This is a genomic window from Streptomyces sp. NRRL WC-3549, from assembly GCF_000721935.1.
Classification (GTDB): Bacteria; Actinomycetota; Actinomycetes; order Streptomycetales; family Streptomycetaceae; genus Streptomyces.
On sequence record NZ_KL585391.1, the window covers coordinates 207,227 to 213,520 of the forward strand.

The window sequence follows — 6,294 nt, forward strand, 5'->3', positions numbered from 1 at the left end:
GGCGAGGGCCGGCGGGACCGCCGGGCGTTCGCGCTCCGCCAGCGCCAGGCCGGACAGGGCCCCCAGCACCAGACGGGGAGCCAGGCCCGCGGGGGCGAGGCGGCTCGGCACCCGCGGCGACTTGTCCGCGACGAACTCCCCCGCGGCGGCGGCCAGCACGGCCCCGCGCACCCACGGCCGGCCCAGCAACTGCTGCGTCACCGACGACGCGGCCTCGGCGGGGCCGACGCTCCAGGAGATCGCGGCGATCCCCCACTGACTGCGCAGACCGGTGACCGCACCGATCATTCCGGCCCTGGCCAGCGCTCCTGCCGCCAGGTTCACGACCGGCGCTCCCCCGCCGTCACGACGGCGTAGGTCACGAGCCCGTAGACGAGGTGCGGCACCGCGTCCGACGCCCAGTCCCCGGCCGACCAGGTCCTCGGGTCGCTGACCCGCAGCCCGGCCATGGGCAGGTCCGTGGCGGCCATGGCCAGGGCGCCCGTGACCACGCCGCCCAGCCACCACGGCATACGGATGCCCGCACGGCGCACCACGGAGACGGCCACCCCGGTGCCGCAGCCGACGACGATGCCGGACAGGGCGCCGAGGCCGGTGAGCCGGTTGTCCCGGCTGTCGCCCGAACCGGGGACCGGGCGCCCCACGGCCTGGGCTAGCTTCTCCACGACCTGGGCGGGCGCCCCGCTGGAGGACCTTCCCCGCCACACCATGTCGGCGTAGGTCACGGCGTTCAGTACGGTCGTTCCGGCGGCGCCCGCGACGCCCCCTCGTACGAGGTTCTGGATCATGCTGGACTCGATTCCCCTGGTCGGTGCATCCGAAATGGGATGATCTGCACCGTCAAGCCTGCGTCCAGCACCGTGCTCCCGCCCGTGCGGCGGGCCGATCGGGCGGGTGCGGGGCACGCCTCGGCCGAGGGTGGAGTCGCCGCCGTGGAAAGCGCCGCCCGCGACTCCCTCGCGTGTCCGCCCGGCGGCTACTCGCCCTCCGGTCCGCAGGGCGTCCCGCTCCGCTCCGGGCGGCCGATGGTCACGGCGCCACGGAAGGCATCCGCCGATATGACCGACATCGTGTCGAGCTCCGGGTCGGGGACGGGCAGCAGATGGGCGTCCACCCAGGTGTCCCCCGTCGCCGCGTTGGCCCACGGGTCCTCGATCACGACGGCCCCGGGCACGGTGCCGTGGCAGAGCACCCAGTGGGGCACGTCGAACCCCTGCATCCCGGCGAGCGAGACCAGGAGGAGCACGTGCTCCCCCCGCCCGATCGCCCTCCGGATCCCGTCCACGGAGAGGGGGCGCGGCTCGATCGGGACACCGGCCCGCCCGGCGTCGGTACGCGACGCGCTCTGCAGGACGGCCCGCCACTCCCGCTCGTTCTCCGGGAGGTGGTCGAGCATGACGGGCCCGTCCGTGTCCAGGTGGACCGTGACCGGGGCCGACGCCCACGCTCGGCGCACGGCGACGCCGAGTCCGACGGGCTCGCACGTGGGGAAGTTGGTCGCGGCGCGCCACAGCGTCAGCTCGGCCCGGCGGTCGAACTCCTCCCGCGGCAGCGCCCCCGCGTGCGCCTGCGCCACCAGGGCGGTGACCGCGCCGCACGTGAAGTGGGTGGTCTGCCCGTAGTACGGGGGTTCGGCGACCGTGCCGTCGTGCAGCCAGCGCACGTAACCGGCGACGGGCCCGGCCGCGTCCTCGGCCTGCGCGAGCGGAGGGCACAACGGGGTGAAACCGGCGGCGGCGGTGTCCTCGGGACTCGCCGTCCACCCTTCCCACTTGACCTGTGCGAGTCCCTGGCGGCGCGCGTGGGCGACCACCGCCGCGACGGCTGCCGGGACGTCACCGACGGCGTCGACGATCTTCAGGTAGGCCGTGTGCGGGCGGGCCGTCACCAGCGCGGCAGCGGCCCAGTCCGCACCGTCCCCGGCGGGAACGGCGACGAGGTGAGGGGCGTACGCGGAGCGGTCGACCGTGTGCCAGCGCTCGGGCACCTCGTGGTCGCCGAGCCGCCGCCTCAGCAGGGCAGGTGACGTGTCCGGGCCGAACGGGACGACGACGCTCTTCACTGGTGTTTCCTGCGGGGAGGACGGCATGCGGATGCTCCTGGCGGGTCGGGAGGGACGGAGGGACGGGCTTCACCCGCGGCCCGGAGCGGCGGGGACGCGCCGGGCGCCCGGGCGGGCGACGCCGGACGCCGCCGGGCCACGGGCCGGACGGGCACCCGGTCCGGTCCGGCCGGCGGCCCGGCCGCCACGCCCCGGGCGGGGACGGCGCACCGGGCGGTGCGGGCGCGCCACCGGCCGGTGTCATGCGCGGGACTTCCGGAGCACCCACACGAAGTACGGGGCGCCGACCAGCGCGATCATGAGGCCCGCCGGCACCTGGGCGGGTGCGACGAGCGTGCGGCCGAGGGCGTCGGCCACACAGACCAGCAGGCCGCCGAGCAGCATCGCGACCGGGATCGCGCGGCCGTGCCGGGCACCGACCAGGGACCGGGCGAGGTGCGGGGCGACGAGGCCCACGAAGCCGACGACCCCCACGGCGACCACGCTGAGCGCCGCGAGCACCGCGGCGACGGCCAGTGCCGCGAAGCGTGTGCGTTCCACCTTGACTCCGACGATGCGCGGGGTGTCCTCGTCGACGGCGAGCAGGTCGAGCCGGCCGCGCATGGCGAGCAGCACGGGGAGCGCCAGGGCCAGGGCCACGGCGACCGGTAGGACGTCGGGCATCGTGCGGCCGTACGTCGTGCCCGAGAGCCAGGTGAAGATCCGGGGCGTGTTGTACGGGTCGGCACGCAGCAGGAGGAAGGTGGTGACGGCGCTGAGGCCGTACCCGCAGCCGATGCCGATCAGTACGAAGCGGTCGGGCAGGAAGCCGCCGCGCCAGGCCAGCAGGGCGATCACCGCGAACGTGGCGAGCCCCGCCGCGACGGCGACCGCGATGAGCACCGGCCGCCCGCCGGGCAGGCCCGACGTGACGACGCTCGCCGCACCCAGGCCGGCGCCCGCCGTGATGCCGAGCACCCCCGGCTCCGCGAGCGGGTTGCGTACCGCGCCCTGCACGACGCAGCCGGCCAGTCCGAGCGCCGCTCCGGCGAGGACCGCGGCGGTCACCCGCGGGACCCGGTCGTCGAGCGCCTGGCCGATCAGGTCCGGGGCGGCGCCCTGGACCCAGAGCGCGAGGTCCCCCGTCCGCAGCCAGAGGCTCCCCGCCAGGACCGCCACGAGGACCGCACCGGCGAGAAGGACCACCGCGCCGAGTACGACGAGGAGGAACGCACGGCGCGACCGTGCGGCGATCCGCGCGTGGGGTGGCTGCCGGACCTGGCCGGTGTCCCGGAGCCGCATCGCCAGGACGATGATCACGACGGAGCCGAGCAGCGCGGTCGGTACGCCGGTGGGGATGGAGGCCGCTCCGTCCGCACCCTGTACCGCGCGCAGGACCGCGTCCGCGAGCAGGATGAGCAGCGCGCCGACCAGACCGGCCGCGGGCACCAGGAAGAGGTGCCGGCGCAGCGCCCGGACCCGCCCGGCGACCAGCCGGGCCAGGACGGGGGCGCCGAGGCCGACGAAGGAGATCGGGCCCGCGAGCGTCACCGCCGTACTGGTCAGGAGGACCGCGCAGATCACGGCGGTCACGCGGGTGGACCGGATCGGCACCCCCAGGGTGGAGGCGGCGTCGTCGCCGAGGTTCATCACGTCCAGCCGCCGGGACAGCGCCAGAGCGACGCACAGCACGACGGCGACGAGGGGGAAGGCGCGTACCGACGCGTCGATGTTCAGCTGTGCGAGCGAGCCGCTCCCCCAGGCGAAGAGCCCGGTGGTGTTCTGGTTGAACAGGATGAGGAGCATCCCGGTCGCCGCGTCCAGGGCCATCGCCGTCGCCGATCCGGCGAGGATGAGGCGTGTGCCCGCGGTGCCCGCGGCCCGGCCCGCGAGGAGCAGTACGAGCGCCGCCGCGAGCAGGCCGCCGGCGAAGGCGACGGCGCCCGACGCCCACAGCGGGACGGTGAGGCCGAAGGCCGCGACGAGCGTGAGCGTGAGGTAGGCCCCGGCCGTGACCGCGAGGGTGTCGGGGGAGGCGAGCGCGTTGTGCGTGACGGACTGGAGCAGCGTCCCGGCGGAGCCGAGGGCGAAGCCCACCGCCACGCCCGCGAGCAGGCGCGGCAGGCGCGAGCCGGTGAGGATCTCGCCGACCGGCGCCCCACCCGTGCCGTCCCGCTCCCCGGCGAGATGGCGCACCAGGTCGCCGACGCCGACGCCCGACGTCCCCTGTGTCAGGTGCCACATGCCCACCAGGGCGGTCACGACGAGAAGGAGCCCCAGGACCGCCGCCCCCGCGAGGCCGCCCCCGCGCTCGGCAGAGGGCGTCCGGGCGGGGCCGCCACCGTGCGGGGCGAGGGGCGGTGCGGCGGGGGTCGCCGGCCCGGCGGGGCCGCCGCGGCGCCCGGTGCGCGGCGGCGGCCCTCCGGGTATCGGGGTCTGCGGTGTGTTCACTTCTTTTCGAGGACGTCGACGTACGCGTCGATCGCCTGCTCGCAGGAGCGCGGACCGCCGGCGCCCCACACCCGCGCCGGGAAGGCGTGCGCGCGGCCCTCCTTCACGGCCGGGAGGGTCTTCCAGATCGGGTTCTTGGCCAGCGCGGCGACATACCCGCCGGCTCCTTCGTCGTTGGCGTAGAAGAGGTTGGCGTTCCCCACCGCGGTGAGCCCCTCGACGTCGGTCTGCGCGAGGCCGTAGGCGGGGTCGACGCCCCCGTCCCCGTGCGCCTTGTTGACGTCGTCGGACCACGCCGGGTTCATGCCGAGCTCTTTGCCTATCTCGGTGAACAGGGCGCCGTCGCTGTACGGGCGGACGGTGAGGTTGCCGCCCTGGAGCCATCCGTCGAAGAACAGGAAGTCCTTCGTCGGCAGTTCGGCGTCGGTGACCCGCTTCTTCGCCGTCGCGAGGTGCTGGTCGAACTCCTTGAGCACCTGGTCCGCCCGCTCCGTGCGTCCGGTCGCCTCGCCGATCATGCTGAACACCTCCCGCATGTTCCCGATCGGGTCCTTCGGGTTCGCGCCGCGCGTGGCCATCACGGGGACGCCCCGCTTCTCCAGCTTCGCGATGGTCTCGTCGTCGGCGTCGAACGCCTCCACGACGACGAGGTCGGGCTTGGCGGCGTAGAGGGTGTCGAGGTCGGGCTCCTCACGGGTGCCGATGTCCGTGACCCCGTCCGGCAGCTTCTCCGCGCTGACCCAGGTGCTGTATCCCTTCGCGTCGGAGACGGCGGTGGGGGTGACGCACAGGGTCAGCGCGTCCTCGACCTGCTGCCATTCCAGAACGGCGATCCGCTGGGCGGGCTTGTCGAGCTCCACCTGCCGGCCGACGCCGTCCTTGAAGGAGACCGGCCCGGTCGAGGTGGCCGTGGTGTCGTCGGCGCAGCTCTTGGACGCGGGCGACGGGCCGGCACCGGCCTCGGCGTTGTCGACGTCGGTGGTGCCGCAGGACGTGGCGGCGAGGACGACCAACCCCGAGACGGCGGCTGACGCCGCCAGGCGACGGACACGGTTCATGAAGGGGCCTCTTTCTTGTTTCCTGCGAGGTGTGCGGACGCATGGGGATGCCTTCGGGCTGTACGGGGAGCGGCGGACGCGCCGTCTCAGGAGAGGTGCCGTCCGAGTGGGTCGATGCGGAGACGGCCGGTGCGGGGATCGGCCTCGACCTCGACCCGGATGTCGTAGACCTCGCCGATGTTCTCGGCGGTGAGGACGTCGGCGGGTGCGCCGCAGGCGTGCACGCGGCCGGAGCGCATCAGGACGAGCGTGTCCGCGACACGGGCCGCCTGGTCGAGGTCGTGCAGCACGATCCCGACCGCGATGCCGTGCTCCTCGACGAGATCGCGCACCAGGTCGAGCGTCTCGATCTGGTAGCGCAGGTCCAGGTGGTTGGTCGGTTCGTCCAGCAGCACGACGCCGGTGTCCTGGGCCAGGCAGGCCGCGAGCCAGACACGCTGCATCTCCCCGCCGGAGAGTTCCCCGACCGGCCGGGCTGCCATGTCCCGTACGCCGGTGACGCCCATGGCGTGGTCGATGGAGGCCCGGTCCTCCGCGGTCGGTCCGGCGAAGCCGCGCCGGTAGGGGTGGCGTCCGAACGCCACGACCTCGGTGACCGTCAGCCCTTGGGGCGCGGGCCTCGACTGGGAGAACAGCGTGACCTCGCGGGCGAACCGGCGGGCGCTGAGCAGGGCCGTGTCACGCTCGGGCTGCCCGTCCGGGGCGCCGAGCGTCACCCGGCCGCCGTCCACGCGGTGCAGTCGC

The 6,294-nt window shown here is 74.9% G+C and carries 5 protein-coding genes and 1 pseudogene; all 6 read right to left on the reverse strand.

All coding sequences use genetic code 11. The features are described 5' to 3' along the window. Positions 1–324 (reverse strand): annotated as a pseudogene (locus IH13_RS0109520) (hypothetical protein); the annotation flags it as partial. Continuing rightward, on the reverse strand, positions 321–788 hold the full coding sequence (locus IH13_RS0109525) for a hypothetical protein (RefSeq protein ID WP_031082827.1): 468 nt from the start codon (positions 786–788) through the stop codon (positions 321–323). The gene IH13_RS0109525 and the pseudogene IH13_RS0109520, both read right to left, overlap by 4 nt. A gap of 188 nt (positions 789–976) precedes the next feature. Next, positions 977–2,089: a peptidase C39 family protein gene (locus IH13_RS0109530; protein ID WP_031082829.1), complete on the reverse strand. Its 1,113-nt coding sequence runs from the start codon at positions 2,087–2,089 to the stop codon at positions 977–979. 213 nt (positions 2,090–2,302) lie between these two features. After that, positions 2,303–4,492: an iron ABC transporter permease gene (locus IH13_RS0109535; RefSeq protein ID WP_267883840.1), complete on the reverse strand. Its 2,190-nt coding sequence runs from the start codon at positions 4,490–4,492 to the stop codon at positions 2,303–2,305. Beyond that, positions 4,489–5,550, reverse strand: coding sequence for an iron-siderophore ABC transporter substrate-binding protein (locus tag IH13_RS0109540; protein WP_031082832.1), 1,062 nt, complete (start codon positions 5,548–5,550; stop codon positions 4,489–4,491). The genes IH13_RS0109535 and IH13_RS0109540 overlap by 4 nt, the downstream gene beginning before the upstream one ends. 86 nt (positions 5,551–5,636) lie before the next feature. Continuing rightward, positions 5,637–6,294 (reverse strand): ABC transporter ATP-binding protein (locus tag IH13_RS0109545; RefSeq protein ID WP_031082834.1); only part of this gene is annotated, 658 nt, incomplete at its 5' end.

What these genes read in the sequence shown, in the direction of transcription:
- IH13_RS0109530 (WP_031082829.1), bottom strand. Translation starts at nt 2,089, where the DNA reads ATGCCGTCCTCCCCGCAGGAAACACCAGTGAAGAGCGTCGTCGTCCCG.
- IH13_RS0109540 (WP_031082832.1), bottom strand. Translation starts at nt 5,550, where the DNA reads ATGAACCGTGTCCGTCGCCTGGCGGCGTCAGCCGCCGTCTCGGGGTTG.
- IH13_RS0109525 (WP_031082827.1), bottom strand. Translation starts at nt 788, where the DNA reads ATGATCCAGAACCTCGTACGAGGGGGCGTCGCGGGCGCCGCCGGAACG.